The organism is Cutibacterium sp. LaCa_286, assembly GCF_057198075.1.
On record NZ_CP191091.1, the window covers coordinates 1658063 to 1681640 of the forward strand.

General features: G+C 63.7%; 29 protein-coding genes. 2 read left to right on the forward strand and 27 right to left on the reverse strand.

The window, feature by feature from the left end; translation table 11 throughout:
* Positions 1 to 303: 303 nt before the first annotated feature.
* From ACP8JZ_RS07155 to gltX, 27 genes are all read right to left on the reverse strand, one after another.
* Positions 304 to 1986, reverse strand: a complete 1683-nt coding sequence (locus ACP8JZ_RS07155) for an ABC transporter family substrate-binding protein (protein ID WP_371415877.1) — start codon at positions 1984 to 1986, stop codon at positions 304 to 306.
* Between the two features lie 185 nt (positions 1987 to 2171).
* The gene (locus ACP8JZ_RS07160) at positions 2172 to 4304 is read right to left on the reverse strand and encodes an ABC transporter ATP-binding protein (protein ID WP_306517274.1); all 2133 of its coding nucleotides are present in this window, start codon (positions 4302 to 4304) and stop codon (positions 2172 to 2174) included.
* Positions 4301 to 5311, reverse strand: coding sequence for an ABC transporter permease (locus ACP8JZ_RS07165; protein WP_023034329.1), 1011 nt, complete (start codon positions 5309 to 5311; stop codon positions 4301 to 4303). The genes ACP8JZ_RS07160 and ACP8JZ_RS07165 overlap by 4 nt, the downstream gene beginning before the upstream one ends.
* Before the next feature lie 11 nt (positions 5312 to 5322).
* The gene (locus ACP8JZ_RS07170; protein WP_023034330.1) at positions 5323 to 6306 is read right to left on the reverse strand and encodes an ABC transporter permease; all 984 of its coding nucleotides are present in this window, start codon (positions 6304 to 6306) and stop codon (positions 5323 to 5325) included.
* Positions 6307 to 6624: 318 nt separating this feature from the next.
* Entirely contained in the window at positions 6625 to 7065 is a 441-nt protein-coding gene (gene rplO, locus ACP8JZ_RS07175; protein WP_023034331.1) for a 50S ribosomal protein L15, read from the reverse strand.
* Between the two features lies 1 nt (position 7066).
* Complete coding sequence (gene rpmD / locus ACP8JZ_RS07180; protein WP_021104904.1) at positions 7067 to 7249, reverse strand: 50S ribosomal protein L30; 183 nt, start codon at positions 7247 to 7249, stop codon at positions 7067 to 7069.
* Positions 7249 to 7887 (reverse strand): 30S ribosomal protein S5, encoded by a 639-nt coding sequence (rpsE, locus tag ACP8JZ_RS07185; protein ID WP_021104903.1) that lies wholly within the window; start codon positions 7885 to 7887, stop codon positions 7249 to 7251. Before rpsE ends, rpmD begins: the two co-directional genes overlap by 1 nt.
* Positions 7888 to 7910: 23 nt before the next feature.
* A complete protein-coding gene (rplR, locus tag ACP8JZ_RS07190; protein WP_306517273.1) occupies positions 7911 to 8294 on the reverse strand; it encodes a 50S ribosomal protein L18 in 384 nt (127 codons plus the stop codon).
* A 2-nt stretch (positions 8295 to 8296) separates the two neighbouring features.
* Positions 8297 to 8839, reverse strand: coding sequence for a 50S ribosomal protein L6 (gene rplF, locus ACP8JZ_RS07195; RefSeq protein ID WP_021104901.1), 543 nt, complete (start codon positions 8837 to 8839; stop codon positions 8297 to 8299).
* Positions 8840 to 8865: 26 nt separating this feature from the next.
* Complete coding sequence (gene rpsH, locus ACP8JZ_RS07200; RefSeq protein WP_306517272.1) at positions 8866 to 9273, reverse strand: 30S ribosomal protein S8; 408 nt, start codon at positions 9271 to 9273, stop codon at positions 8866 to 8868.
* Between the two features lie 153 nt (positions 9274 to 9426).
* The gene (locus ACP8JZ_RS07205; protein WP_021104899.1) at positions 9427 to 9612 is read right to left on the reverse strand and encodes a type Z 30S ribosomal protein S14; all 186 of its coding nucleotides are present in this window, start codon (positions 9610 to 9612) and stop codon (positions 9427 to 9429) included.
* 7 nt (positions 9613 to 9619) lie between these two features.
* Entirely contained in the window at positions 9620 to 10225 is a 606-nt protein-coding gene (gene rplE / locus ACP8JZ_RS07210) for a 50S ribosomal protein L5 (protein WP_371415876.1), read from the reverse strand.
* 32 nt (positions 10226 to 10257) lie between these two features.
* Positions 10258 to 10626, reverse strand: coding sequence for a 50S ribosomal protein L24 (gene rplX / locus ACP8JZ_RS07215; RefSeq protein WP_023034333.1), 369 nt, complete (start codon positions 10624 to 10626; stop codon positions 10258 to 10260).
* Complete coding sequence (gene rplN, locus ACP8JZ_RS07220) at positions 10627 to 10995, reverse strand: 50S ribosomal protein L14 (protein ID WP_021104896.1); 369 nt, start codon at positions 10993 to 10995, stop codon at positions 10627 to 10629.
* A gap of 313 nt (positions 10996 to 11308) precedes the next feature.
* Positions 11309 to 11581, reverse strand: coding sequence for a 30S ribosomal protein S17 (gene rpsQ, locus ACP8JZ_RS07225; RefSeq protein WP_021104895.1), 273 nt, complete (start codon positions 11579 to 11581; stop codon positions 11309 to 11311).
* Between the two features lie 2 nt (positions 11582 to 11583).
* Complete coding sequence (gene rpmC, locus ACP8JZ_RS07230) at positions 11584 to 11817, reverse strand: 50S ribosomal protein L29 (RefSeq protein ID WP_021104894.1); 234 nt, start codon at positions 11815 to 11817, stop codon at positions 11584 to 11586.
* Positions 11817 to 12236, reverse strand: a complete 420-nt coding sequence (gene rplP / locus ACP8JZ_RS07235; protein ID WP_021104893.1) for a 50S ribosomal protein L16 — start codon at positions 12234 to 12236, stop codon at positions 11817 to 11819. The genes rpmC and rplP overlap by 1 nt, the downstream gene beginning before the upstream one ends.
* Positions 12237 to 12238: 2 nt before the next feature.
* Positions 12239 to 13057 carry a 30S ribosomal protein S3 gene (gene rpsC / locus ACP8JZ_RS07240; protein WP_306517270.1) on the reverse strand — a complete coding sequence of 273 codons (819 nt, stop codon included), beginning with the start codon at positions 13055 to 13057 and terminating at the stop codon, positions 12239 to 12241.
* A 1-nt stretch (position 13058) separates the two neighbouring features.
* The gene (gene rplV / locus ACP8JZ_RS07245) at positions 13059 to 13523 is read right to left on the reverse strand and encodes a 50S ribosomal protein L22 (RefSeq protein ID WP_021105001.1); all 465 of its coding nucleotides are present in this window, start codon (positions 13521 to 13523) and stop codon (positions 13059 to 13061) included.
* 18 nt (positions 13524 to 13541) lie between these two features.
* Positions 13542 to 13823, reverse strand: coding sequence for a 30S ribosomal protein S19 (gene rpsS, locus ACP8JZ_RS07250; RefSeq protein ID WP_021104890.1), 282 nt, complete (start codon positions 13821 to 13823; stop codon positions 13542 to 13544).
* Positions 13824 to 13838: 15 nt separating this feature from the next.
* Complete coding sequence (gene rplB / locus ACP8JZ_RS07255) at positions 13839 to 14675, reverse strand: 50S ribosomal protein L2 (RefSeq protein ID WP_023034335.1); 837 nt, start codon at positions 14673 to 14675, stop codon at positions 13839 to 13841.
* A 20-nt stretch (positions 14676 to 14695) separates the two neighbouring features.
* Positions 14696 to 15004: a 50S ribosomal protein L23 gene (gene rplW, locus ACP8JZ_RS07260; RefSeq protein ID WP_023034336.1), complete on the reverse strand. Its 309-nt coding sequence runs from the start codon at positions 15002 to 15004 to the stop codon at positions 14696 to 14698.
* Positions 15001 to 15879 carry a 50S ribosomal protein L4, sunset domain variant gene (rplD, locus tag ACP8JZ_RS07265; RefSeq protein ID WP_306517269.1) on the reverse strand — a complete coding sequence of 293 codons (879 nt, stop codon included), beginning with the start codon at positions 15877 to 15879 and terminating at the stop codon, positions 15001 to 15003. The genes rplW and rplD overlap by 4 nt, the downstream gene beginning before the upstream one ends.
* The gene (gene rplC, locus ACP8JZ_RS07270; protein WP_065860445.1) at positions 15876 to 16547 is read right to left on the reverse strand and encodes a 50S ribosomal protein L3; all 672 of its coding nucleotides are present in this window, start codon (positions 16545 to 16547) and stop codon (positions 15876 to 15878) included. Before rplC ends, rplD begins: the two co-directional genes overlap by 4 nt.
* An 11-nt stretch (positions 16548 to 16558) precedes the next feature.
* Positions 16559 to 16870 (reverse strand): 30S ribosomal protein S10, encoded by a 312-nt coding sequence (gene rpsJ, locus ACP8JZ_RS07275; RefSeq protein WP_021104884.1) that lies wholly within the window; start codon positions 16868 to 16870, stop codon positions 16559 to 16561.
* A gap of 520 nt (positions 16871 to 17390) precedes the next feature.
* Positions 17391 to 18659, reverse strand: a complete 1269-nt coding sequence (locus ACP8JZ_RS07280; RefSeq protein ID WP_306517281.1) for a hypothetical protein — start codon at positions 18657 to 18659, stop codon at positions 17391 to 17393.
* 392 nt (positions 18660 to 19051) lie between these two features.
* Positions 19052 to 20470, reverse strand: coding sequence for a glutamate--tRNA ligase (gene gltX, locus ACP8JZ_RS07285; protein WP_371415875.1), 1419 nt, complete (start codon positions 20468 to 20470; stop codon positions 19052 to 19054).
* Positions 20471 to 20921: 451 nt separating this feature from the next.
* On the opposite strand from gltX, the gene ACP8JZ_RS07290 reads away from it, so the two are divergent.
* Entirely contained in the window at positions 20922 to 21665 is a 744-nt protein-coding gene (locus ACP8JZ_RS07290) for a class F sortase (protein WP_023034342.1), read from the forward strand.
* A 201-nt stretch (positions 21666 to 21866) separates the two neighbouring features.
* Entirely contained in the window at positions 21867 to 23549 is a 1683-nt protein-coding gene (locus ACP8JZ_RS07295) for a glutamine--tRNA ligase/YqeY domain fusion protein (RefSeq protein ID WP_306517267.1), read from the forward strand.
* Positions 23550 to 23578 lie beyond the last annotated feature (29 nt).

The following is a 23578-nucleotide window of genomic DNA, read 5'->3' on the forward strand; positions in this document are numbered from 1 at the left end:
GACCGTCTCGCATCGAGAAAAACACGGGAAAGTCGGCCACCACGGCGCAGACAGCCAGCACCACCAGAGAGGCTCCCCCACCACCCCAGACCTCAGCCGCAGGACGGCGTCGCACCGTGTCCGAACATGGGGAGCGAGCACCAGCGGATCAACAGTTTGCACCGGAGAGGCGTGCCCAGACGCGAACGTGGGGGCGTATCGCCGAGCCGATGGCCACCGGGATGGATGCGGCGTGCCCAGACGCGAACGTGGGGGAGAGCCACACGGACCCGCCCCCACGTCACCGACCAACCGGGCAATCACTCACTTGAGGTAGCCGATGTCCTCGGCACGGGTGGTCTGGAAGGTGGAGGCACCGACATTGGCCAGGTTCTTCGGCACACCGGTGAACTTGATGCGCTGGTACAGCGGCAGCGTCATGACGTCGTCCCAGATGTGCTTGTCGGCCTCGTTGGCGAGCTCCTGACGCTTCTTGACGTCCATCTCGGTGTCCACCTGGGAGATGAGCTTCTCGATGCGCGGATCGATGAGCTGGGAGTAGTTGGCCTCCGAGGGCTGCTTGGACCCTTCTGCCTTGGCACCGTAGATCTGACGCACGTTGGCCATCGGGTACGGAGTGCCCTGCCAGGTGAAGCTGATGGTGTCGAAGGAGTGCGAGGTGAGCACCTTGGACATGTCGTCGGGCGGGGTGTTGACGAAGTTCACCTTGACGCCGATCTTCTCCATGTCCTGCTTGAACAACTGCCCCTCGTTGTCGGAGGTGGGCACACCGGTCAGCAGGGAGTAGTTGACGACGAGCTGCTTGCCGTCCTTGGTGCGGGTGCCGCCGTCGGACTTCCACCCGGCCTCGTCGAGCTGTTTCTTGGCGGCCTCGGGGTCGTACTTGGAACCACCGCTGTTGTCGGTGTAGCCGTTCTGACCGGGCATGAAGAAGTGGTTGCCGAGCATCACCGAGGCGGCATCGACCGGCAGACCGGCGAGGTCGGAACGAGCGATGGACTCCCGGTCCAGGCCCTTGGCGATGGCCTGACGGACGTTCTTGTCCTGCAGCGGGCCAGACTTGGCGTTGAAGGTGATGTGTCGCCACTGCGTGGAACCTGCCTGACGCAGCTCGCCGTCGTCACGTTTCCTGGCCGATTCGTAGGCGTCCTTGGTGATGATGTCGTCGACGACGTCGATCTCCTTGTTCGCGAAGGCCTTGGACATGGTGGCCGGGTCCATGGCACGGAACGAGACGGTGTCGAGCTTGGCCTTCTCCCCCCACCAGTTGGGGTTGCGCTTGAGGTACAGGGTCTTCTGGGCCTGGTCGATGCGGTCCAGGGTGAACGGACCGGTGAACCACTCCGGTTTGAACTGCTTCCAGCCGTTGTTGAACGTCTCGGGGGTGCCGACGCCCTCCTTGGGCATGACGCTGCTCCACGTGGCGGTCCAGTCGGGGTAGGTGGCCTTGTAGGTGATGACGACGTCGGTGTCCTTGTCGCCCTTCTTCACCGACTCGATCTGGTTGAAACCGTCCGAGCTGGCCATCTTGAAGTCCTCGTTGGCACCGTTGTTGGCCTTCCAGGTGGCCTGGTAGTCGGTGTAGTCGATGGTGCGCCCGGAGTTCCACCTGGCCTTCGGGTTGAGGTGCAGGGTGACGACCTGCTTGCCGCCATTGGTCTGCACGTCGTAGGACTGCAGGTAGTCGGTGTCGGGCTTGGGGGTGCCGTCCTCGGCGATGTCGAAGTTGTTCGCCCCGACGAAACCCATGATGGTGGTGCTGAGATCCACCGTGTTACCGTCGATGTGCAGGGCGTTCCACGTCGTCGGCAAGGTCTCGATGGAGAACCGGACAGTGCCACCGTCCTTGACCTCGTCACGGGACTTGATGTTGAGGTCCTGCAGTGGAGCGGATTTGCTGGTCGTTCCCCCGCCCTTGCCCGCATTCGGGTTGCTCTGGTTCTTCTGGCCACAACCCGTGAGGGCCAGCGAGCCGACCGCAAGCATGGCGACCGTTGCTGTTACTGACTTACGCACCGCTACCTCCGATTGATGACGAGTGAGCACTCACCCGTGGTGTGATAGTGAGCCAACTTTTGCACACTTCTTCTGACCCATGACGTCTTTTTGCCATCCTGAGATCAAATTGTGACCCAATCGTGACACACGTTGATCGGTGCCGACCGGCCACCTCAGAACGCCGAGACCGACTCCGGGTAGTGGCAGGCCACCCGTCGGTCCTTGTTCGCATCCGGGTAGTCCAGACCGGGCCGCTGCTCCCGACACCTCACCTGCTCCTCGGGGCTCAACAGCTTGAACTTCGGGCACCGGGTATGGAAATGGCAACCACTGGGCGGGGCTGCCGGTGAGGGCAGGTCGCCCTCGAGGATGATCCGGCTACGGGCCCGTTCCTTGGCCGGGTCGGGCACCGGGATGGCCGAGAGCAGTGCCTGGGTGTACGGGTGCATCGGGTGGTCGAAGACCTGACTGATCTCGCCGAGTTCGACGATGCGTCCCAGATACATGACGGCCACCCGGTTGGCGATGTGCCGCACCACCGACAGGTCGTGCGCCACGAACAGGTAGGCAAGCCCCATCTCCTCGCGAAGCTTCTCCAGCAGGTTGAGCACCCCGGCACGAATCGAGACGTCCAGGGCCGACACCGGCTCGTCGAGCACGAGGAGCTTGGGCTCCAGGGCCAGTGCCCGAGCGATGCACACGCGCTGCTTCTGGCCTCCGGAGAAGTTACGCGGGTACCGGTTGGCATGGGCCGGTTCCAGACCGACCAGGCCCATGAGTTCACTCACCCGATCGGCGATGTCGTCCTTGGGGCAACCGTTGTACTTCAACGGCTCGGCCAGAATGTCGTGAATCGGCATGCGCGGGTCCAAGGACGCCATCGGGTCCTGGAAGACGACCTGCAGGTCCTGGCGCACCGTCTTGCGGTCGGCACGGTCAAGTCTCCTGGTGTCCTTGCCCAGCACGACAACCCGTCCATCCTCGGGGGCGGCAAGTTCGAGGATCGACATGATCGTCGTCGTCTTGCCGCAACCGGACTCACCGACCAGGCCGAGCGTCTCGCCCTCCTTGATACGAAACGAAATGCCGTCGACGGCGTGGACGGTGCCCACCCGGCGCTTGAACACCGACCCCTTCATGAGCGGATAGGTCTTGACGAGCCCATCGAGCTCGAGGACATCGGTGAGGGCCTCACGCTCGGCAAGCTCCAGCGCCCGCTTGGACCGTGCCCTGGCACTCTGTGGACGCGGATACACTTGGTAGTAGTCGACGTCGACGAGGTCGGAGGAACGGATGCAGGCCGCGAGGTGATCGTGCAGGTCCGTGTCCACCAGGTCTGGCTCACTCTGACGGCACGCATCGACGGCCATCGGGCATCGCGGAGCGAACGGGCAGCCCGGCGGCAGATTGAGCAGCGACGGTGGGTTGCCCTCGACCGGGGTGAGGGTCTCGGTCTTGTCCAGGTCCGGGCGTGGCAGCGACCCCAGCAGACCGATCGTGTAGGGATGACGTGCGTGGTAGAAGACGTCCTCCACCGACGCGGACTCCACGATCCGACCGCCATACATCACCGAGACGCGGTCGGCGAGTCCGGCGACGACGCCGAGGTCGTGGCTGATGAGGATGATGCCGGCATGGGTCTCCCGCTGGGCAACGCGCAGCAGATCGAGGATCTGAGCCTGGATCGTCACGTCCAATGCCGTGGTCGGCTCATCGGCGATGATGAGGTCGGGGTTGTTGGCGATGGCCATGGCGATGATGACGCGCTGACGCATACCACCGGAGAACTCGTGCGGGAAGGCCTTGGCACGCACCTTGGGGTTGGGGATACCCACCATGTCGAGCAGTTCGACGGCACGATCCCAGGCGCGCGACTTGCCGAGTCCGGGATCATGCACCAGCAGCGCCTCGACGAGCTGGTCACCGACCGTGTACACCGGCGTGAGCGACGACAGCGGATCCTGGAAGACCATGGCGATCTGGGCACCTCGCACGTCGGACATCCATTCGTCACTGCGGCCGAGCAGCTCGGTACCGTGCAGTTTGATGGATCCCTCGACCTTGGCGTTGTCGTCGAGCAGCCCCATGACCGACATCGAGGTGACGGATTTTCCGGAGCCGGACTCCCCCACGACACCAAGGATCTCACCGGCATGCACCGTGAGGTTGACCCCACGCACCGCGTGGACGACACCGTCCTCGGAGGGGAACCGTACGTTGAGATCCTCAACCTGCAGCACGGGCACTCCCGGGACAGGTGTCGGCAGGGCACTGGACTCGAAGGTCTTGTGTTCTTTCTTGCTCATGCTTGACCACCAGACTGGGACGACGGGTCGAGGGCGTCACGGAGTGCGTCTCCGATGAAGTTGACGCTCAGCAACAGGATCACGAGGATGCCGGCCGGGAAGAGGAACAGCCACGGAGTGGTGGTTGCCGACCTCGTCCCGTCGGCGAGCAGGGTGCCCAGTGAGGTCTCGGGCTTCTGCACGCCGAACCCGAAGAAGGACAGGATCGTCTCACTCATGATCGCCGAGACCACCCCGAGGGTGAAGTCGATGATGAGGTAGCTCGCGATGTTGGGCAGCACGTGCTTGACGATGATGGTGAACGGCGGCACCGACATGAATTTGGCTGCATGGACGTAGTCCAGGTTCACCACCGACAGGGTCATGGCACGGATGACGCGTGCCGACAGCATCCAGCTGAATGCGGTCAACAGAATGATGAGGATCCACGTCGAGCTTCCCGAGGATGCCGAGTGCTGGGCAATGATGGCGATGATGAGGAAGGACGGGATGACCAGGAGCAGGTCGATGAACCAGAGAATGATCTTCTCGGTGATGCCGGAGAAGTATGCGGCCGAGGCGCCGATCATGGCCGCCAGGAACTCCACGAGGAAGGCCACGGCGAAGCCGATGACCAACGACTTGCGCAGACCACGCAGGGTCATGGCGAACAGGTCGAACCCGCCCTGGTTGGTGCCGAACCAGTGTGTGGAGTCTGGCGGGGTGAGGAAGGCATAGGTGTCGGCCACCGAGTAGTCCCAGTTGGCGAAGATGGGGCCGATGAGGGCCAGCAGGATGACGAGGGCCAGTCCGATCGTGCCGACCTTCGCCCCCACGGAACGCCAGAACCGTCGAAGCACCAACTGACGACGAGACAGTCGCCTGCCGTCGGTCGGGTGATCGTCATTCTTCCTCACCCGGTTGTCGATGGTGGATGCCGTGTCGGCATTGCCCCCCTTGACGGTGCCATGGGGCCCGGTGGACGGGGTGTTGAGCTCGAAGCTCGGGCTGTTCGAGGGATCAGTCATGATTACCTTCCTCACCGAGCCCGGACTCGGGGATCAATGATGGCGATGAGCAGATCGGACAGCAGTGCACCGGTGAGGGTGCAGGCGCCGGAGAAGGCCACGACTGCCACCGTGCCATTGATGTCCTGCTGCTGGATCGAGGTCACCGAGTACGAACCCATGCCGTTCCAGGCGTAGACCTGCTCGGTCACTGCCGCACCGGTGAAGATGAGGGCCACGCCGAAGGCGAAGTAGGTCGCCATCGGGATGATGGCATTGCGCAGGGCGTGGTGCTTGACGGCCCGGCCCTTGCGCAAACCCTTGGCTCGAGCAGTGCGCACGTAGTCCGCACCCAGGGTGTCGAGCATGAGGTTGCGCTGGTACCTCGAATAGCTCGCCAGGCTCAGGGCAGACATCGAGATGGTGGGCAACAGGAGGTGCTGCATACGGCTGAGGAGTTCGGCACCGAAGTAGTCGCCATGTGCTCCCGTCTCCCCGATGAACTGGAAGAACGCCGTGCCAGTGGCCTGGTTGAATGCCGTACCACCCATCTGGAGCAGTACCGCCAGCACCATCGTCGGGGTGGAGATGAGCAACAGGCAGATGAACGAGACGATTCGATCGCCGGCCTTGTACTGCCGTACCGCGCACCATGCGCCGACCGCGACACCACCGGCCATGCCGATGATGGCCCCGATGGTCACCAGGCGGATGGACACACCGATCCGGGTGCCGAGCAGGGCATTGATCGACTCCCCGTGCGGCGTCCAGCCCCAGTTCCAGTGGCCGAAGACCATCTCGAGCCAGCGAACGTATCGTGTCCAGATACTGGTGTCGGGATTGATGTTGTAATCGGTCAACGTCGCATTGACCGAATCCCAGTTGAGTTTCGGATTGGTGCGATCAAAGGCATTTCGCGGATCCAACGCCGCCGAGGCCACCAGATAGGCCAACGACACGGCGATGAACAGCAGCACCACGTAGTTGACAAGACGTCGTAGCAAGTACTTGAGCACGAGCGTCCTTTCTCGAGTGTGAGGTCGTCCCCCACGCAACCGTCGCGGATTCGTGCCAGCAACGGTTCGGAAGGCACATCAGTGTCGACATGTCGTTGTCAACACCACAGGCACGGTCGATGCTCTGCACGAATCACGCATCGGGCAGGTCCAGCCCGCCGCAATGTGTGAGTTGATATTACACAGGTGAGACCACAGTTTCGTCACATGAAACAAGATTGACCGAAATGCAACATCGTGGAAATCGCTTGTGGAAAAGACAATCGGGGCGGTGACTTCTAGGAAGTCACCGCCCCGAAAGGTTCAGGTCAAGCTGTCTCAGCGCTCAGAGACGCTGCCGCCTGCCTTCTCGATCTTCTCCTTGGCCGACTTGGACCAGGCATCGACCTTGACGTCAAGTGCCACGGTCAGCTCACCGGTGCCGAGCACCTTGACGAGCTCGTTGTCACGCACCGCGCCCTTGGCGATGAGATCGTCAACGGTCACAGTGCCACCCTCGGGGTAGAGCGCTGCGAGCTTGTCGAGATTGACGACCTGGTACTCGGTACGGAACGGGTTCTTGAAACCGCGGAACTTCGGCATCTGCATGTGCAGAGGCATCTGGCCGCCCTCGAACCACTCGGGAACGTTCTTGCGAGCGCCGGTTCCCTTGGTACCGCGTCCAGACGTCTTGCCCTTGGAACCCTCACCGCGACCCACACGGGTACGGGACTTGTGGGCTCCGGGGGCGGGCTTGAGGTCATGAAGCTCGATAGCCATGTCAGTCCACCTCTTCCATGATCACGAGATGCCGCACGGCGTTGGCCATACCGCGGATCTCGGGACGGTCTTCCTTCATCACCGAGTCACCGGGACGACGCAGCCCAAGGCTGCGCAGGGTCTCGCGATGCTTCGGCTTGGCATTGACACCCGACTTCTTCAGGGTGACCTTGATCTTGCTCATCAGGCACCTGCCTTCGCTTCTGCACGAGCTGCAGCGGCGGCCTCGTCGGCCTCCTTGCGGGCCCGCAGCAGAGCAGCCGGGGCAACGTCCTCCAGAGGCATACCACGACGGCGTGCGATCTCCTCGGGCTCCTCGAGCTGCTGAAGGGCAGCAACGGTTGCCTGAACGACGTTGATGGCATTGGCCGAACCCAGAGACTTGGCGAGCACGTCGTGCACACCGGCGCACTCCAGGACAGCACGGGCCGAACCACCGGCGATCACACCGGTACCGGGGGAGGCCGGACGCAGCAGGACCACACCGGCAGCCTTCTCACCAGTCACCGGATGGGTGATGGTACGGCCGACGCGCGGCACGTGGAAGAAGTGCTTCTTGGCCTCCTCGACGCCCTTCGCAATGGCGGTGGGCACCTCCTTGGCCTTGCCGTATCCGACGCCAACGGTGCCGTTGCCGTCGCCAACCACCACCAGAGCGGTGAAGCTGAAGCGACGTCCACCCTTGACGACCTTGGCGACGCGGTTGATGGCCACGACGCGCTCGAGGTACTGATTGTTCTCGCGTTCGTTGTTGCGGCCACGACGGTCGTCGCGGCCACGACGCTCACCTGCACCGCCACCGCGGCGCTGGGGTTCACTCATCGTTGCTCACTTACCTTTCGTGGTCAGAAGTCCAGACCGGCTTCGCGGGCCGCATCGGCCAGCGCAGCGATCCGTCCGTGGTACTGGTTGCCCGCGCGGTCGAAAACGACCTTGTCGATCCCCGCAGCCTTGGCGCGTTCGCCCACGAGGGCGCCCACCTTGGCTGCCTTGGCGGTCTTGTCGCCGTCGAGGGCACGCACGTCGGCCTCCATCGAGGAGGCGCTGGCCAGGGTGTGACCGGCGACGTCGTCGACAACCTGCACGAGGATGTGCTTGGACGAGCGCGTCACGACCATGCGAGGACGCTCGACGGTGCCGAAGACCCTCTTGCGACCACGGATCTGGCGACGGGTGCGGGAAGCCGTACGCGAGGACAGGTGCTTGTGAATATGCAGGGAGTTTGCCATCGTCACTTACCTGCCTTTCCAACCTTGCGGCGTACATTCTCGCCGACGTAACGGACACCCTTGCCCTTGTAGGGTTCAGGCTTGCGGATCTTGCGGATGTTCGCGGAAACCTCGCCGACCAGCTGCTTGTCGATGCCCTGCACCGAGAAGTGGGTCGGGTTCTCCACGGCGAAGGTGATGCCCTCGGGGGCGTCGACGATCACCGGGTGGGAGAATCCCAGGTTGAACTCCAACTGCTTGGGGCCCTTGGCGATGACACGGTAACCAACGCCCTGGATCTCAAGCTTCTTCTCATAGCCCTCGGTGACACCGATGACCATGTTCTTGATGAGGGTGCGCGTCAGACCGTGCAGCGAGCGGTTCTCCCGCTCGTCGTCGGGACGGGTGACGACGATCTGTCCCTCGTCGTTCTTGTCGACTGCGATAGGCTCGGCGACGCAGAGATTCAGAGCACCCTTGGGGCCCTTCACCTCGACGTCCTGGCCATCCAGCTTCACCTCAACACCGGACGGGACGGTGATGGGGAGCCTGCCAATACGCGACATTTTCTACTCCTTACTGTCTCGACCGGTCACCACACGTAGGCGAGGACTTCCCCGCCCACGGACTGCTCGTGGGCCTGACGATCAGTCAGCAGACCCTTCGAGGTGGAAATGATGGCAATGCCCAGCCCGCCGAGAACCTTCGGCAGGGCGTTGGCCTTCGCGTAGACGCGCAGACCGGGCTTACTGATACGACGCACGCCCGCAACGGCACGCTCACGGTTCTCGCCGTACTTGAGGGTGAGAACGAGGGTCTTGCCGACCTCGCCCTCCTGGGGATCGCTGACGGTGTAATCGGCGATGTAACCCTGCTCCTTGAGGATCTCGGCAATTCCGACCTTGATCTTGGAGGAGGGCATGCTCGTCGAGTCATGGTACGCCGAGCTGGCGTTGCGCAGACGAGTCAGCATGTCTGCGATCGGATCAGTCATGGTCATGGCTGTTCGGCTTCTTTCTCGCATCGGTTTCCAGCCCGATCGGTTCGTGAGGGAACGGGGTGCTGGACCTGGTGCGTCGGATGATTGGGGTGAACCCGGAAAACATCTCTGCCCCGGATTCGGTGTGTCAAGGCACCGCAGGGAGGCGGTGGGTCACCAGGACGACTTGGTCACGCCGGGAAGCTCGCCGGCATGGGCCATCTCGCGCAGGCAGATGCGGCACAGTCCGAACTTGCGGTAAACCGAGTGCGGACGCCCGCAGCGCTGGCAGCGGGTGTAGGCGCGCACGCCGAACTTGGGCTTGCGGGCTGCCTTGACCTTGAGAGCTGTCTTCGCCATCAGAGCCTCACTTCTTCTTCTTCTTGGCGTAGTAAGCCGGTCCACGCTTGGCGCGGGCCTTCTTGGGATCGTCCTTGGCCTTGAACGGGAAGCCGAGGTGCTTGAGCAGCACCTTGCCCTCGTCGTTGGTCCTGGCAGTGGTCACGAAGGTGATGTCCATACCACGGACACGGTCGATCTTGTCCTGGTCGATCTCGAGGAACATGACCTGCTCGGACAGACCGAAGGTGTAGTTGCCGTTGCCGTCGAACTGGTTGGCATTGAGACCACGGAAGTCGCGGATACGGGGAAGGGCCAACGTCAACAGGCGGTCGGCGAACTCCCACATGCGGTCACCACGCAGGGTGACGTGGCAGCCGATGGGCTGGCCCTCACGCAGCTTGAACTGCGCGATGGACTTGCGAGCACGGGTCACCTGCGGCTTCTGACCGGTGATGGCGGTGATGTCGCGAATGGCACCGTCCATGATCTTGGAGTCATGGGCAGCGTCGCCGACACCCATGTTCACCACGATCTTCTCCAGACCGGGAATGAGCATCGGGTTGGCGTAGTGGAACTCCTCCTGCAGCGCCGGGACGATCTCCTCCCGGTAGCGCTGCTTGAGGCGGGGCATGCTGTGCGTCGTCTTCTCGGGGGCGTCAGTGCTCACTTGGACTCCTCCTTCTTGAGGTAACGGACGCTGCGCTGGGCGGCGTACTCCGAACCATCGGGGCGACGCTTGGTCACGTCCTCACGACGGTAACCGACGCGGGTGACGACATCCTTGCCATCGATCTTGGTGACGAGCTGGACGTTCGACACGTGGATCGGGGCCTCGGCGCTGATGATGCCACCGGGAGTGGTACCACCCTGGGCATTGGGCATCTCGCGACGGTGACGCTTGCGGATGTTGACACCAGAGACGACCACACGCTCACGCCTGGGGTCGACGGAGAGAACCTCACCGATGGTGCCCTTGTCGTTGCCGGCGATGACCTTGACGCGGTCACCCTTCTTGATCTTGAGGGACTTCACTCAGATCACCTCCGGAGCGAGCGAGGCGATGCGCATGAACTTGCGGTCACGCAGCTCACGAGCGACCGGCCCGAAGATACGGGTACCACGAGGCTCGTTGTCGGCCTTGATGAGCACGGCGGCATTCTCGTCGAAACGAATGTAGGAACCGTCGGTACGACGGCACTCCTTCGTGGTACGGACGACGACGGCCTTGACGACCTCCCCCTTCTTGGCGTTGCCGCCCGGGATGGCGTCCTTGACGGTGCACACGATGGTGTCACCGAGACTGGCGTAGCGACGCTTGGACCCACCGAGAACACGGATGCACAAGAGTTCCTTGGCCCCCGTGTTGTCGGCGACCTTGAGTCGCGTCTCCTGCTGAATCATTTATTTCTCCTTTGCCCCGCTGGTTCCCTCTCGGGCCTGGTGGGACTCATCGAAACGAACCCCCTGGATTTTGCCAGGAGGAAGCCCGTACCTCGAGGGGCACGCGGCACGGCCCGCGAGAGGTCCCAGATCGCGTCAGCAGGAGCATCGGCGAAGGCACAGTCGCAGGGCAACTTGTACAGGGTACCTCATTTGGAGTATGAGAGCTAATTCTGCGCAGCGGTCCGTTCCGCTCGCAGCGGATGGAAAATGGCCCGCCCCCATTGGGACGGGCCATTGCTCTCAGCAGGTCGGACTGCTGGAGGGGATCAGGTCACTTGGCCTTCTCGACGATCTCGACGAGGCGCCAGCGCTTGGTCGCCGACAGCGGACGGGTCTCCATGATCCGCACCCGGTCACCGATACCTGCCTCGTTGTTGGCGTCATGCGCCTTGAGACGGGTGGTCGTGGTCATGACCTTGCCGTACAGACGGTGCTTGGAGCGGTCCTCCACGGCAACGGTGATCGTCTTGTCCATCTTGTCGGACACGACGAGGCCCTCGCGAACCTTGCGGCGCGTCTGACGCTGCGCAGTGTTGTCGCTCATGGTCAGGCCTCCTTCGTGGCGTCAGGGTCGTCAATGATGTTGAGCTTGCGCTCCTGGAGCACGGTGTAGACCCGCGCCAAGTCCTTGCGGACCTCACGGATGCGGGCAGTGTCCTCGAGCTGACCCGTGGCGGCCTGGAAACGCAGCCCGAACAGCTCTTCCTTCAGTTCACTCACCTTGCTGCGCAGCTCATCCCCAGAGAGCTGTCGCAGGTCGGCAGCCTTCAGCTTTGCCATCAGTGGGCACCACCTTCACGAGAGATGAACCGGGCCTTCATGGGGAGCTTGTGGATGGCCAGACGCATGGCCTCACGGGCCACCTCCTCCGGCACACCGGACAGCTCGAAGAGCACACGTCCCGGCTTGATGTTGGCGACCCACCACTCAGGGGTACCCTTGCCGGAACCCATACGGGACTCGGCGGGGTGCTTGGTCATGGGACGGTCGGGGTAGACGTTGATCCACACCTTTCCGCCACGCTTGATGTAGCGGGTCATGGCGATACGAGCGGCCTCGATCTGACGGTTGGTCAGGTAGCCGCCCTCAAGGGCCTGGATGCCGTACTCGCCGAAGGCGAGCTCGGTCCCACCCTTGGCAGCACCAGAACGCTTGGGGTGGTGCTGCTTACGGTACTTCACACGACGAGGAATCAGCATTCTCAGGCTCCTGCGTTCTCAGTCTGCGGGGCTTTGGCCTCGGCCTGGCTCCCCTTGGAGCGGTTGGCCTCGGCTGCGCGACGACGTCCACCGCGATCGGGGCGATCACCGCGGCCACGACGACCGCGCGGGCCACCACGACGATTGCCCTGGGCGGCCTGACGTGCGGCCTTCTGGGCAGCACGCTCGGCGCGGGTGCCGGTGACGTCGCCCTTGTAGATCCACACCTTGACACCGATTCGGCCATAGGTGGTGCGGGCCTCGAAGAAGCCGTAGTCGATGTCGGCGCGCAGGGTGTGCAGCGGCACGCGTCCCTCACGGTAGCCCTCGGAACGGCTCATCTCGGCTCCACCCAGACGGCCGGAGCACTTGATGCGGACTCCCTGGGCACCGGAACGCATGGCAGACTGCTGGGCCTTGCGCATGGCGCGACGGAATGCGACGCGGGCAGCGAGCTGCTCGGCGATTCCCTGGGCGACCAGCTGGGCATCGGTCTCGGGGTTCTTCACCTCGAGGATGTTGAGCTGGATCTGCTTGCCGGTGAGCTTCTCGAGCTCCCGACGCACCCGCTCGGCCTCGGCGCCGTTGCGTCCGATGACGATGCCCGGGCGGGCAGCGGAGAGGAAAATGGTGACGCGCTCGGAGCGACGCTCGATCTCGATGGAGGAGATACCGGCACGCTCAAGGTTCTTCTTGAGCCAGTCGCGGATCTTGACATCCTCGCCCACCAGCTCGGCATACTGCTTCTCGGCGTACCAGCGAGTCTTGTGATCGGTCGTCACACCGAGACGGAAACCATGGGGGTTGATTTTCTGGCCCATGTCAGGCTCCCTTCCTGGTCTCGGTCTGGACGGTGGTGGCAGGACGGCCCTTCTTCGCCCTCTTGGGCTCAGGACGGGCATCCTTGGGCTCGACAACCACGGTGATGTGGCTGCCGCGCTTGAGAATACGGCTTGCCGAACCCTTGGCACGGGGACGGATGCGGCGCATGGTCACACCCTCGTCGACAAAAGCCTGCGAAATGTACAGGTCGTCGCCGCGCAGACCCTCGGTCTGCTCGGCATTGGCCATGGCCGAGGCGATGACCTTGCGGACCGGCTCAGCAGCGACCTGCTGGGCGAACTTGAGCATGTCTACGGCCTCAGCCGCATCCATGCCGCGGACCAGGTCGACGACGCGACGGCACTTGCTCGGGCTCATCCGGACGTGACGCGCGATGGCGTAGGAACCAGGACGATCCCCGAGCAGGGCAGCGCGACGGCTCGGTCGGCTCTCAGTGGTGCTCATGAATCAGCTTCCCTCTCGTCAGCGCCTGCGCGCCTTCTTGTCTTCCTTCACGTGGCCCTTGAACGTCCGCGTCGGGGCGAACTCACCGAGTTTGTGCCCGACCATGGCCTCGGTGATGAAGATCGGGACGTGCTTGCGACCGTCGTGAACGCCGATGGTGTGCCCGATCATGTCGGGGGTCACCATCGAACGACGCGACCAGGTCTTGATGACGTTGTGCGTACCCGCCTCGTTCTGGGCATCGACCTTCTTGGCCAGGTGCTCGTCGACGAAGGGGCCCTTCTTCAGACTGCGTGGCATGTCTCAGACTCCCAATCAGCGCTTCTTGCCGGACTTGCGGCGACGCACGATGAGACGGCTGCTCGCCTTGTTCTTCTTACGGGTGCGGGCCTCGGGCTTGCCCCACGGGCTCACCGGATGACGGCCACCGGAGGTACGACCCTCACCACCGCCGTGCGGGTGGTCGACCGGGTTCATGACGACACCGCGGACGGTCGGGCGCACGCCCTTCCAGCGGCTGCGTCCTGCCTTGCCCCAGCTGATGTTGGCGTACTCGGCGTTGCCGACCTCGCCCACCGTGGCGCGGCAGCGCACGTCAACCATACGCATCTCGCCAGACGGCAGGCGCAGGGTGGCGTACTTGCCCTCACGGGCGACCAGCTGCACGGAGGCACCAGCCGAACGGCCCATCTTGGCGCCCCCACCGGGACGCAGCTCCACGGCATGGATGGTGGTACCCACCGGGATGTTGCGCAGCGGCAGGTTGTTGCCGGGCTTGATGTCGGCCTCGGGACCGGACAGGATCGCCTGTCCCTGGCTCACACCATCGGGGGCGATGATGTAGCGCTTGGCCCCATCGGCATAGTGCAGCAGGGCAATACGGGCGGTGCGGTTGGGGTCGTACTCGATGTGAGCGACCTTGGCGGGCACCCCGTCCTTGTCGTAGCGCTTGAAGTCGATGATGCGGTAGGCCTGCTTGTGGCCACCACCGATGTGACGTGTGGTGACGCGACCATTGTTGTTGCGGCCACCGGTCCTCTTCTTGGAGACCAGCAGGGACTTCTCAGGTGTGGAGCGGGTCAGCTCCGAGAAGTCCGACACGCTCGAGCCGCGACGGCCCGGAGTGGTCGGCTTGTGCTTTCGGATAGCCATTGGAATTCCTTGTCTCTCGCTCAGGCGACCGGGCCGGAGAAGATGTCGATCCGGTCACCCTCGGCGACCGTGACGATGGCGCGCTTGGTGTCGGGACGCTTGCCCATCCCGTAACGGGTGCGGCGCGTCTTGCCCTTGCGGTTCATCGTGTTGACAGAGGTGACCTTGACCCCGAAGATCTCCTCGATGGCGATCTTGATCTCGGTCTTGTTGGCGGTGGGCTTCACCAGGAACGTGTAGGTGTTCTGGTCCAGCAGCCCATAGCTCTTCTCGGAGACGACCGGGGCAAGGATGATGTCCCGGTGGTCGCGGATCTTCACCTCGCTCACTTGGTGTCCTCCTTCTTCACGGCGTTGATGAAGCCAGCGGCTTCGGCGGCCTCCTCGGTACGGAACCAGATCTCAGCGATCGTGCGGCCGTACCAGGGCGACGACGGGGTGTGGAACTTCTTGGACTCTTCCTTGGCCTTGATCTCGTAACCGGCCGGCGGATTGTCACCCCGGTAGGAGTCGGCACCATAGGGATGCAGCTCGGCGGCATCGGCCTCGGCGGCGTCCGCGTCGGCAGCACTCGTCTTGTCACCCAGGAAGGTGTCAAGCGCAGTCTTGGTGAAGACCACGGTACGGGCATTGACGACGTCGTAGGTGTTGAGCTGGTCGACGGAGAGCACGTGGACCTCGGCGAGGTTGCGCACCGACAGCCACGAGGTGACGTCGGCACGGTCCAGGACGACGAGAACCTTGTCGAGCTCGGCGGCACCGCTCAGGGCAGCCTTGGCGCTCTTGGTGGACGGCACGTCGCCAGCCACCAGCGAGTCGATGACGATGATCCGGCCGTCGCGAGCCCGATCGGACAGCGCGCTGCGCAGGGCGGCGGCAATCATCTTCTTGGGCGTGCGCTGGGCGTAGGAACGCGGCTGCGGCCCGTGAACGGTGCCACCACCGGTCCACTGCGGGGCGCGGATGGAGCCCTGACGAGCTCGTCCGGTGCCCTTCTGACGCCACGGCTTCTTGCCACCACCGGAAACCGCACCACGAGTCTTGGTGGCATGGGTCCCCTGACGGGCGGCAGCGAGCTGCGCGACGACGACCTGATGGATCAGCGGAATGTTGGTGTCGACGTCAAAGATCTCACCGGGAAGGTCGACCGAGCCGGCCTTGGCACCCTTGGCGTTGACGATGTCGATGGTCTTGGTCTGGTTCATGCGGCATCCCCATTCTTGGCGGCCTTCTTGGCGGCGCTGCGGACGACGACGAGCGAACCCTTCGGGCCGGGAACGGCACCCCGGACCAGGATGAGTCCGCGCTCGGCGTCAACGGAGTGAACCTTGAGGTTCTGCACGGTCACGCGCTCGGCGCCCATGCGTCCAGCCATGCGCATGCCCTTGAGGACCTTGCCTGGCGTGGAGCAGCCACCGATCGAGCCGGGCGAACGGTGCTTGCGGTGCACACCGTGGGTGGCACGCAGGCCTCCGAAACCGTGGCGCTTCATGACGCCAGCGGTCCCCTTGCCCTTGCTGGTGCCGGTGACATCGACGATGTCGGCGTCGGCAAAGACGTCAGCACTGATTTCCTGGCCGAGGGTGTACTCGGAGGCATCCGAGGTACGCAGCTCGACGAGGTGACGACGAGGGGTGACCCCCGCCTTGGCGAAGTGTCCCGCCTCCGGTTTGGTGACCTTCTTGGCCTTGACGGCACCGAAACCGAGCTGAACGGCGGAGTAGCCGTCGGTCTCGGGGGTGCGCACCTGGGTCACGACGCACGGACCGGCCTGGATGACCGTCACCGGGACGATGCGATTCTCGTCGTCCCACAACTGGGTCATGCCGAGCTTGGTGCCCAGCAGCCCCTTCACTTTGCGCTCATTGCTCATGGTGCTCAACCTCACGGAAGCTTGATCTCGATGTCGACGCCAGCAGGAACGTCGAGACGCATGAGCGAGTCAACGGTCTTGGGGGTCGGTTCGAGGATGTCGATGAGCCGCTTGTGAGTACGCATCTCGAAGTGCTCGCGGCTGTCCTTGTACTTGTGGGGTGAACGGATCACACAGAATACGTTCTTCTCAGTAGGCAGCGGCACCGGCCCCGCGACCTTCGCACCCGTCCGGGTCACCGTGTCGACGATCTTGCGCGCCGACGAGTCGATGACCTCGTGGTCGTAGGCCCGCAGCCTGATGCGGATCTTTTGTCCCGCCACAGTTGTTCCTTCTACTCGTCTCTGGCGCGTCCAAGATTCCCTGACGTGGGAGTCCGGTACGCCCAGAGGGTTCCGGCGTGAGGAGCGAACTCCTCATTGGTCCCAACCTCACGATCCCGCAAGACGTGCGGGTCGCCAGGTCACATCACTCCGCCCCCACGCACTCGGGGTGTCGCGTATCGGAAACCGCAGAACACCACCGATCACCAGTCGTAGAGGACCCCGTGAACACTGTGGACTTGTCTGCAGTCATCCGACGCTCACCCGTTTTCCGTGGGCTCGGCAGCGGACTCACCGTGGTGGTGACACCACTGCCCATGGACTCCGGTGGCTGGGCCCGATCCCGTGGATCATGGGCGTGACACACCGCAGCCCCGTTCGGAGCAACTTTTACAGTGTGTCATCCATGAGCCAACAAGGCAAATCGAGAGCGTGACTCGAAGCAGTTCGGCGATGGAGTCCCATGTTCAGCACGCCATGGCCGCTGCTGCCGGCAGACTCGCGTGCAGGTGCGGTGGCCTCACCGACGCACCACGATGACGGTCTTCGGGAGGTCGAGGTACTGGTGCAGCCAGGACGTGACGGATTCCCGAGCACCCGCATAGTCGGGCAACCAGTCGGGGGCCGGCAGCGTTTTCGGGACGACGACCGTGTCGAGCTCACCACGACGTGCCGCATCCACCTGGGCGTTGACCGCTCGCCAGGTGCCGCCATTGGTCGTCGCTCCCTGGAGCATGCCCCATGCCCCCTGCGGGCCGGTACCCAGACATGACGCCGTTGCGATGATGGCCAGGGCCATGGCCACGTCCAGCCGCGGGGTGTGGATGCTGCCCCTCGCACCTTCTGGCTGTGCGCCGGGTTCCGACGCAGTGCCCAGTCGTGTCGCACCATCCATGGCCAGCGCCACGGCTGCCCACGCCCACATCAGTGCGCTCACGGTGAAGACCACCAGCCCCAGGAATGAGGTTCGCCCCCCCGGGGAGCCCTGGATCAGTGGCAGTGCGTAGTACCCGAATGCCGCACCGGTCGAGACACCCACCATGCCGCAGCCGGGCATTCGAGCAATGAGCACGGTCAGGACCACGAGAGCCGCCAGTGCAACCGCGAAACATGCCCCCGCCAGCAATCCAGTGGTGGACAGGTACAGGTGGATGTCCCCACGCATCTTACGTCGGGTGAGCCGCGTCATGATGCGCAGACTGGTTGCAGCCACTCCGAGGGATGCCACACAGAAGAGGGTGAGCAGGATGCCGATGGCGCGACGGTGGTAGTCGCGCCTCATCACCACCACACACATGGCGACGACCGACACGACGATGGCGAAGAACACCACTGGGTAATTCGTGAGGGAATGGCTGGCGGAGTGGACGACGAACGACACCCGCTTCGGGATCTCCCCCACGGACTTCGGGTAGGGGTAGGGGCCACCCAGCTGAAGGCGACGTGCCCACAAACCCGGCATGCCCAGTCTCGCGATGTTTCCCACCGCCGCCACCACCAGGGCCACAGCCCATCGGAGGGTCCACGTCCCAGCAGGGGTGATGAGGGCCATGGCGACAATGGCCCCGACGATGCCGAACGCATTCAGTTCATGGTGCATGCTCGCGACGAACGACAGGAGCACCGCCACCCACAGCACCCAGCCATGCCGGACGTTCGGCCTGCGCTGGGACCACAGGAGAAGGATGGCCACGATCCCCAGCGCCAGACCCCACATGTAGCCGATGTTCGCAGCGATGAACATGATCGTGTCGCCGCCCATGTGTGGGTCAAGGCCGATGAGCATCATCGGTACGAAAAATGCACCCACACCTGCCAAGAGGTCAGCACCGGCAGACACCACTCCCCGCAGGTTCCGAATGAGAGACCGCAGCATGAGCCACAGTGCCAACGACATGGCCAGCGACGAGATCACCAGAGGTATTCGGATCCATCCCCCCATGGCCATGATGAGTTGCACCATCATGTCCGAGAAACGGCCATTGCGCTCCGCCAGGTCATAGCGTGCAAACGGCACAAGACTTGACCAGTCAATACGACCGCCGAGAGTGCGGGCTCGAGTGGCAAAACGCAAGTCGTCGATGTCCCACACCGGCGTGCGCCACACCAGAGCCCAGTAGCAGGTGACGAGACCCCAGAACCACACCACGGGGCGTCGCAGCACCCCGACATCACTGCTGCTCACTGCCTTTTCATCTCGGCTTCGAATCTCTGCATACGGTGCAGCGTCGACTGCGGGCCCAGGATCTCCATCGCCTCGAACAGTGGCGGCGACACTCGTGATCCGGTCACTGCCACCCGCACCGGCGCAAAGGCCAGGCGTGGCTTGACACCCATGTCGTCACACAGTCTGGCACGCAGTGCCGCTTGAATGGCATCGGCAGAGAAGTCGTCAAGCCCCTTGAGCACCTCGACCGCGGCATGCTGAATCTCGTCGGCACCGTCCTTGAGCTTGGCCACCGAGTCGGCGTCAAAGACCAAGGAGTCGTCGTTGACGAGCAGGAAGGCCAGTTTTGGCAGAGCTTCCGACAGCAGTGTCAACCGCTCACGCACCAGCGGCATCGCGGCACGGACGATGGAGCGGTCACGCTCGGTGAGATCGCGACCCAGCACCTCCTGTGCCTGCCCCATCCGGTCGACGTACTCGAACACACGGCTCGTGAGAGACTCCGGGCCAAGGTTGCGAATGTACTGCCCATTGAGCCAGTCGAGCTTCTTGAGGTCGAAGACCGGCCCGCCAGTGGCGATGTCCGCCCAGTCGAACCGTGCGACGAAGGACTCGAAGGACTCCACCTCCTGCCCCTCGCCGAGGATCGGGTACGCCAGCAGCTGCAGGAAGTTGCGCAACGCATCAGGCAGGTAGCCCTGTTCCCGGAACCACATGAGTCGTGCAGCGGGATTCTTGCGCTTGGAGATCTTGGACTTGTCGGAATTGCGCAGCAGAGGCATGTGCGCGAATCGCGGCACCTGCCAGCCGAGCCACGTGTACAGCAGGATGTGCTTGGGCGTCGAGGAGATCCACTCCTCGCCACGCACGACGGTGTCGATGCCCATGAGGTGATCGTCGACGACGACGGCCATGTGGTACGTGGGGAATCCGTCAGCCTTGAGGATCACCTGGTCATCGGGCCGCGGCGCGTTGACGTGACCACGGATGAGATCGTCAAAGCCGAGCTCGACGTCATCGGGCACGCGCATGCGCACGACGGGGTGCTCGGTGAAACCGGGAAGTTTGGCCCGCTCCTCCTTGGTCATGCCCAGGCACATGCGGTCGTACCCGGTCTGCGGGGACTTGGCCGCAGCCCGGTCGGCGCGCAGCTGGGCAAGACGTTCCTGGGAGCACCAGCAGTAGTAGGCGTGACCGTCCTCGATGAGCTTGTCGACGTAGGGATGGTAGGTGTCCAGCCGTTCGGACTGCTTGTAGGGGCCGTGCGGTCCACCCAGGCGCGGACTCTCGTCGGGGCCCAACCCGAGCCAGTCGAGGGTCTGGTAGATCTGCTCCTCCGAGCCTTCGACCAGGCGATTCTGGTCGGTGTCCTCAATGCGAAGGACGAACTGGCCACCGGTCCTACGGGCCCAGGCTTTGTCGAACAGAGCCATGTAGGCGGTTCCGACGTGCGGATCACCGGTGGGAGACGGAGCTACTCGGGTACGTGCCGGCTGGGGGGCGCAATTCTCAGTCATGATGTGGTCAGCCTATCGCCGCGGCAGCGCACTGCGCACTCCAGCCACCCGCCAGGCGCTCCGGTGCTCACTCGTCATCGTCAACCGTCGATCCCCCGTGTCCATGGAGACCCCAGCTCCGCTCGGGAGCCGGGGCGGGCTCCGGGTCGATCTCCCATGCTCATGGGGACCTCACCGGACGGGGCTTACCGAGAGCCCCCATGCGGGAGCCCCCGTGATCGCCGATCGCACATCAGAGTTGTACGGGCCAACGGGGCAAAGCGGTGCGAGGACGCCAGAGTCGTATGGGGCAATGGTGAGGATGAACTTTCGGTGACCCCCCAGTCGCCGTTGTGGAAGTTGACGAAAATCGGAATACAGTGTCAGCGTGAGCGAGAGTAACAGTCCCCTGCCCTCCAACGAGGGCCATCAGCCTACCCATGCAGGCCCACAGCGTGGCAAGAAGCCGCACCGCGGGGCCATCATCGGGATCATTGTCGTGGCGCTGGCGATCATCATCGCCGTCGTGGCGATCGTCCTGCACCAGAAGAAGGACGACGATGAGACATCGTCCTCGGCCGTGCCAGCGGCCACCGACATCACCCCCACGGCAAGGTCACAGGCCTCGTCAACCAGCGATCTCCCCAACGGTTGTTCCGCGAAGGGCTCGGCAATTGATCCCACGAAGGTCAAGATCGAGTCCCTCAACATCGATGCCAAGGTTTCTGCTGCCGGAGTCGATTCCAAGACGAATGCCCCAGGAGTCCCGCCCCTCAACGATCCGGTGAACTTCACCTGGTACAACAAGTCCGTCAAGCCAGGTGCACCGCAGGGCATGTCACTGCTGATGACGCACACTTACCACAAGGGTGGTGCGTCTGGAAACAAGATCCACGAGAGTCTCAAGCCCGGTGATGTCGTGCGTGTGAGCAGCGGCGACAAGACCATGTGCTACAAGGTGACCAACCAGCGCAAGATCTACGTGGACAAGTACTCGGCCGATGACGCCAAGTTCGTCTACAACAAGAACGGCACGCCCCGTATCGGAATCCTCATCTGCTGGGACTGGGACAAGAACGACAAGGAATGGGACTCCCGCGAGGTCTACGTCGCCGAGGCCATGTACTCCTGATCCAGCCTTTCCAAGCAACCACTCCACACCATCGGCCAGCACGACTGTCCATCACACACCCCCGAGAGTCCACGTGACGGACGAGCTCGGGGGTGCGTGTCATTCCCGGGACTCGTGAGGATCCTCTGCGACTCCACCGAGAGACCGGCACCGCACACCTCGTCACGCGGATGCATGACGCTTTCCGGTAGGGTTCGGTGCATGGCAGAGGCGTCCCGATCTGATTTCATTCGCGAAGTTGTCCGTGCAGACCTTGCAGCCGACACCTACGGCGGCAAGGTTCAGACCCGGTTCCCACCCGAGCCCAATGGCTATCTGCACATCGGGCACGCCAAGGCGATCGTCACTGATTTCGGCATCGCCGAGGATTTCGACGGGGTGTGCAACCTGCGTCTGGACGACACCAACCCGGGTACTGAGAATCCCGAGTTCGTCCAGTCCATCCGCGACGACATCGCCTGGCTGGGCTACACCCCCGGCAGGATCGTCCATGCCTCCGACTACTTCGAGCAGCTCTACGAGTGGGCGCTCTTCCTCATCAAGGAGGGCAAGGCCTACGTCGACGACCAGGATCCTGAGACGATCTCGGCGCAGCGCGGCGGATTCGGCAAGCCTGGCGTCGAGAGCCCGTTCCGGGATCGTCCGGCCGAGGAGTCCTTGGATCTGCTGGCCAGGATGCGTGATGGGGAGTTCCCGGATGGTTCCCGATGCCTGCGCGCCAGGATCGACATGCAGAACGAGAACATGTGGCTGCGCGACCCGGTGATGTATCGCATCCGTCACATGAGCCACCATGCCACCGGTGACTCCTGGTGCATCTACCCCACCTACGACTGGGCACACGGCCAGTCCGATGCCATCGAGGGCGTGACGCACTCCCTGTGCTCCCTGGAGTTCAACTCCCACCGTCCGCTCTACGAATGGTTCCTCGACCAACTGCCGTTGTCTGCCCCGGCCCCCAAGCAGCGCGAGTTCGCCCGTCTGGAGCTCACCCACACCATCACCTCCAAGCGCCGACTGCGCAAGCTCGTCGAGGACGGCGTCGTGGATGGCTGGGACGACCCCCGCATGCCAACCCTGCGCGGAATGCGTCGGCGTGGCTACCCGGCCTCGGCCATTCGTGCCTTCTGTGAAGCCGTCGGCACCACGCGCAACAACTCCACCAAGGCCATCGAGGAGTTCGAGTCGTTCGTGCGCCGCGACCTCAACGAGTCCGCGAACCGTCGCATGGCCGTGCTCCATCCCCTCAAGCTCGTCCTCGACGGCTGGCCCACCGACGAGGACGGCAACCCGGTCGTCGACTGGTTCGAGCTGCCCAACAATCCCGGTGACGAGCAGGCTGGCACTCGCAAGGTTCCGTTCACCGGAACCCTGTGGATCGAGCAGGACGACTTCCGGGAGGACCCGCCACGCAAGTACTTCCGGTTGTCGCCCGGCCGGGAGGTGCGACTGCGCGGTGCCTACCTGGTCACCGCCACCGACGTCGTCAAGGACGAGCAGGGCAATGTCGTCGAGGTGCACGCCTCCTACGACCCCGACTCCCGCGGCGGCAATGCACCGGACGGCCGCAAGGTGAAGTCGACGATGCACTGGGTCAGCGCCCAGCATGCCGTCGATGCGACCGTGTGCATGTACGACCGGCTGTTCACCGCCGAGATTCCCGGGGAGCGCACCGGCGAAGCTCTTGACGACCTCAATCCCCAGTCCCGCGAGGTGCTCACCGAGTGCAAGCTGGAACCAACCCTGGCCCGGATCGAACCCGGTGAGAGCATCCAGTTCGAACGGCTGGGGTACTTCGTGTCCGACACCGAGACCGCCAAGCTGTTCCATCAGACCGTCGGTCTGCGCGACGAGTGGGCACAGCTGCAGAAACGCAAGGGCTGAGGCCACCGTTCCGACGCGGTCGTCCGGCG

Excerpts from the sequence above, each read along its gene's own strand:
- rplE (WP_371415876.1), bottom strand. The coding sequence starts at position 10,225 with ATGCCCCGCCTCAAGCAGCGCTACCGGGAGGAGATCGTCCCGGCGCTG.
- rplO (WP_023034331.1), bottom strand. The coding sequence starts at position 7,065 with ATGGCTATCGAGCTTCATGACCTCAAGCCCGCCCCCGGAGCCCACAAG.
- gltX (WP_371415875.1), bottom strand. The coding sequence starts at position 20,470 with ATGGCTCTGTTCGACAAAGCCTGGGCCCGTAGGACCGGTGGCCAGTTC.
- ACP8JZ_RS07155 (WP_371415877.1), bottom strand. The coding sequence starts at position 1,986 with ATGCTTGCGGTCGGCTCGCTGGCCCTCACGGGTTGTGGCCAGAAGAAC.
- rplR (WP_306517273.1), bottom strand. The coding sequence starts at position 8,294 with ATGGCAAACTCCCTGCATATTCACAAGCACCTGTCCTCGCGTACGGCT.
- rplF (WP_021104901.1), bottom strand. The coding sequence starts at position 8,839 with ATGTCGCGTATTGGCAGGCTCCCCATCACCGTCCCGTCCGGTGTTGAG.
- ACP8JZ_RS07280 (WP_306517281.1), bottom strand. The coding sequence starts at position 18,659 with ATGATGCTCATCGGCCTTGACCCACACATGGGCGGCGACACGATCATG.
- rpsS (WP_021104890.1), bottom strand. The coding sequence starts at position 13,823 with ATGCCACGCAGTCTGAAGAAGGGCCCCTTCGTCGACGAGCACCTGGCC.
- rpmC (WP_021104894.1), bottom strand. The coding sequence starts at position 11,817 with ATGGCAAAGCTGAAGGCTGCCGACCTGCGACAGCTCTCTGGGGATGAG.
- ACP8JZ_RS07205 (WP_021104899.1), bottom strand. The coding sequence starts at position 9,612 with ATGGCGAAGACAGCTCTCAAGGTCAAGGCAGCCCGCAAGCCCAAGTTC.
- rpsQ (WP_021104895.1), bottom strand. The coding sequence starts at position 11,581 with ATGAGCGACAACACTGCGCAGCGTCAGACGCGCCGCAAGGTTCGCGAG.
- rplP (WP_021104893.1), bottom strand. The coding sequence starts at position 12,236 with ATGCTGATTCCTCGTCGTGTGAAGTACCGTAAGCAGCACCACCCCAAG.
- rpsC (WP_306517270.1), bottom strand. The coding sequence starts at position 13,057 with ATGGGCCAGAAAATCAACCCCCATGGTTTCCGTCTCGGTGTGACGACC.
- rpsE (WP_021104903.1), bottom strand. The coding sequence starts at position 7,887 with ATGAGTGAACCCCAGCGCCGCGGTGGCGGTGCAGGTGAGCGTCGTGGC.
- ACP8JZ_RS07295 (WP_306517267.1), top strand. The coding sequence starts at position 21,867 with ATGGCAGAGGCGTCCCGATCTGATTTCATTCGCGAAGTTGTCCGTGCA.
- rplN (WP_021104896.1), bottom strand. The coding sequence starts at position 10,995 with ATGATTCAGCAGGAGACGCGACTCAAGGTCGCCGACAACACGGGGGCC.
- rplB (WP_023034335.1), bottom strand. The coding sequence starts at position 14,675 with ATGGCTATCCGAAAGCACAAGCCGACCACTCCGGGCCGTCGCGGCTCG.
- rpmD (WP_021104904.1), bottom strand. The coding sequence starts at position 7,249 with ATGAGCAAGATCAAGGTCACCCTGAAGAAGTCGGGTGTCAATGCCAAG.
- rplD (WP_306517269.1), bottom strand. The coding sequence starts at position 15,879 with ATGAACCAGACCAAGACCATCGACATCGTCAACGCCAAGGGTGCCAAG.
- rplV (WP_021105001.1), bottom strand. The coding sequence starts at position 13,523 with ATGAGCACCACTGAGAGCCGACCGAGCCGTCGCGCTGCCCTGCTCGGG.
- rpsH (WP_306517272.1), bottom strand. The coding sequence starts at position 9,273 with ATGACCATGACTGATCCGATCGCAGACATGCTGACTCGTCTGCGCAAC.
- ACP8JZ_RS07160 (WP_306517274.1), bottom strand. The coding sequence starts at position 4,304 with ATGAGCAAGAAAGAACACAAGACCTTCGAGTCCAGTGCCCTGCCGACA.
- rplC (WP_065860445.1), bottom strand. The coding sequence starts at position 16,547 with ATGAGCAATGAGCGCAAAGTGAAGGGGCTGCTGGGCACCAAGCTCGGC.
- ACP8JZ_RS07165 (WP_023034329.1), bottom strand. The coding sequence starts at position 5,311 with ATGACTGATCCCTCGAACAGCCCGAGCTTCGAGCTCAACACCCCGTCC.